Below are 3,008 nucleotides of genomic sequence, written 5' to 3' on the forward strand. Positions count from 1 at the left end.
ACTGTATTTTTCCATAAACCTAACCCCCATAAATTATTTTTACTCTAACTTATGGGGGTCAGGTCAAATTCGGCGTATAATTCTGAAGCGGCTATTCTTGCTAGACCAGATTTCCAGCCAGTTCGTCTTTGCCTTTTGACTTTTATCCCAGCCTCATCCTGATTGTTTACATGGATAGAAGAAAAACGGCAAGTATGGAACCGATGACCACAAGAACAATATTCCATCCGATATAAGCCATGATGACAGCAGCAACTCCCCCAGCCAGTCCGATATAGGGTCGGTCGGGAATGACTGTCATAATACCCGGGAAAATCAACGCTCCCAAGGCGGCATAAGGAATGGAATTCAACCAACGGTTCACCCACTCACGGAACTGCAGTTTATCCACAATGAAAGCTGGTATGACACGTGGAATCATCGTAACCAGCGACATACCGATGATGATCAGGAATATCATGGTGATTCCTCCTTAATCAAAAAGATTCCGCTCATTCCGCCTAGAACTGTTGCTGCAACAATCGCCCACCCTGTACTCATTCCAAGCTCTACACAAATGAAATTGATCAGCATGGCCAGGATGGCAATGAGTCCAATCCTCCTATCCTTTTTCACGGAAGGAACCAACAGACCGATGAACAAGGCATACAAGGCAACCCCCATGCTCTGGCTGAGCCTTTCGGGGATGATTTCGCCAAGCAACCCGCCCAGCATGGAACCGAGAACCCAGGACAAGTAGGCGGTAAGAATGATTGCTGTGTAGAATAGGGCCCCTTTTTCCATCTTGGCTTCTTTCGTATGCAAGGAAGTGACCGCGAACGACTCATCTGTCAAGCCAAGTGAGAGCGGGGCTTTCCATTTCAGATTCAAACCTCGGAGTCGATTGATGAACGAAAAGCTCATGACGAAATGTCGGAAATTCAACACAAAAGTGGCTGCAATGATTTCAATGACGCCCGTTCCGACCGCGATCATATTCACAGCCATGAATTGGGCTGCTCCTGCGAACACCAGGGCACTCATCAAGGTGAGTTCCAACAATGACATCCCTGCCTGTTTCGCAAGCACTCCATATGTAATGGCTACCGGCAAATAGCCTAGTACGATGGGGAAACCTGTGGCTACTCCTCTTCGAATCATATACATAGATGGTGATACTTTTTGGTTCTCTGCCGTAAATTCATTCATACAATTTCCCTCCCTTTCCCCATTCCAATAATTATAGAATAACACGCAAAAATAAAAAAGCCATGAGCTGTTGACATTCTGTAAGCTTAGCATGTATATTCAATACTATCTTTTACAATTGGATATCTATCCGAGGGTGCACAGTAGATTATTTTCCAGCAGCAGCAGCAGAGACAGGACGGCAGGTGGGAGTTCTGGCAGAAAATAATTGAATTACACATCCTATTGAAACGGATGCTGAACTTAGAGAGGCCGGGAATCATTTTCGGCAATCAGGGTGGTAACGCGGAGCAAGCTTCGTCCCTATATCGGGGCGGAGCTTTTTTGTATTACACCTATGAGTAATAATTATTGCACCCAAGGAATCAATCACTTACAGAGGAGGAGAATCAATTGTTCCCAATTACACCAGGACACACACCAAAATTGACGGAGGCCATCCTGATTTTCTTTGCAATCATCGGGATGATCAGCTATTTCATCATCGGCATTGGCACTAGTCCGCACATCCCTATCCTGCTCGGAATCATGCTTCTTATCGCTTATGGACTGTTGCGTGGCCTTACTTTCCATGATCTCCAAGGAGCCATGATTGCCGGAGCATCGTCAGGTATGGGTGCCGTTTTTCTCTTTTTCATCATCGGCATCCTCATCAGCAGCTGGATGCTCAGTGGTACCATTCCAACCTTGATCCATACCGGATTCTCTTTGATTGGTGGAACATGGTTCTTTGCCATCGTATTTGCCATCACCGCCATTATCGGTGTTTCTCTCGGCAGTTCCTTGACGACGACCGCCACGATCGGAGTAGCCTTCATCGGCATGGCCAGTGCCATGGATTTCTCGCTGGCCATAACGGCAGGTGCGATTGTCTCGGGAGCTTTTTTCGGGGATAAAATGTCTCCTTTGTCAGATACGACCAATCTCGCTTCCACGATTGTCGGAGTGGATCTCTTCACACATATCAAACACATCAGCTTGACGACCATCCCGGCGTTCATCCTGTCATTCATCCTGTTTGCCATCCTTTCTCCTGATGCCTCTGCTGCTTTCAACAATAGCAGGGATTACCAGGCTGCATTAGAGAGCACGGGATTAATGCACTGGACCTCCTGGATTCCCCTGTTGGTACTTATGATATGTACGGTGGCACGGGTTCCGGCATTCATTTCCCTGGCCATCAGCAGCATCATCGCTACCTTGCTGGCTAATCTTATGAGCGGGCTCAGTTGGTCATTCATCTGGAACGTCTGGTTTAACGGTTATACAGGAGAAACTGCGTTTGATCCGGTCAATGAGCTATTGACCAAAGGGGGAGTGAACAGCATGTTGTTCACCATTTCGCTGGTCGTGCTTGCCCTTGGATTTGGCGGTCTGCTGTTCATTACCGGGATCGTGCCGGCGATGCTGTCGTCGTTCAAAGAAAAACTCCAGAAGGTGCGTACCGTCATCCTTTCAACAGCCGCTACCGCCATCGGGGTCAATGTTCTGATTGGGGAACAATATCTCTCCATCATGCTTACAGGGGAGACCTATAAAGGGATTTATGATAAAGCCGGATTGCCGAATAAGCTGTTGTCGCGGACTTTGGAGGATGCAGGGACAGTCATCAACCCTCTTGTGCCATGGAGTGTCTGTGGCGTATTCATTGCCGGGGTTCTGGATGTGCCGGTACTGACTTATCTACCATTCGCCTTTTTCTGTCTGATCAGTCCGGTAATTACCCTGTTGTTCGGCGGAAGATTATGGAGTAAAATCGAGTAGGAGGAGGTGACTAACCTCCGTCCTCTCACACCACCGTACGTACGGACCCGTATACG

General features: G+C 47.7%; 3 protein-coding genes. 1 reads left to right on the forward strand and 2 read right to left on the reverse strand.

Translation table 11 applies throughout. The features are described 5' to 3' along the window. Positions 1-166 precede the first annotated feature (166 nt). Together ACFOGI_RS13635 and ACFOGI_RS13640 are read right to left on the reverse strand one after the other, a co-directional pair. On the reverse strand, positions 167-460 hold the full coding sequence (locus tag ACFOGI_RS13635) for an AzlD domain-containing protein (protein ID WP_390273655.1): 294 nt from the start codon (positions 458-460) through the stop codon (positions 167-169). Beyond that, positions 457-1,188, reverse strand: a complete 732-nt coding sequence (locus ACFOGI_RS13640; protein ID WP_390273657.1) for an AzlC family ABC transporter permease — start codon at positions 1,186-1,188, stop codon at positions 457-459. The genes ACFOGI_RS13635 and ACFOGI_RS13640 overlap by 4 nt, the downstream gene beginning before the upstream one ends. A 393-nt stretch (positions 1,189-1,581) precedes the next feature. Between ACFOGI_RS13640 and nhaC the strand changes: the two genes are divergently transcribed. Next, positions 1,582-2,952: a Na+/H+ antiporter NhaC gene (gene nhaC, locus ACFOGI_RS13645; RefSeq protein ID WP_390273661.1), complete on the forward strand. Its 1,371-nt coding sequence runs from the start codon at positions 1,582-1,584 to the stop codon at positions 2,950-2,952. The last annotated feature ends 56 nt before the right edge of the window (positions 2,953-3,008 follow it).

Origin of the sequence: Virgibacillus xinjiangensis (assembly GCF_042643145.1) — a bacterium.
In the GTDB taxonomy this organism is placed as follows: Bacteria; Bacillota; Bacilli; order Bacillales; family Amphibacillaceae; genus Virgibacillus_O; species Virgibacillus_O xinjiangensis.

Bases quoted from the DNA above. Each gene is read 5' to 3' on its own strand.
- ACFOGI_RS13635 (WP_390273655.1), bottom strand. From the start codon at position 460: ATGATATTCCTGATCATCATCGGTATGTCGCTGGTTACGATGATTCCA.
- ACFOGI_RS13640 (WP_390273657.1), bottom strand. From the start codon at position 1,188: ATGAATGAATTTACGGCAGAGAACCAAAAAGTATCACCATCTATGTAT.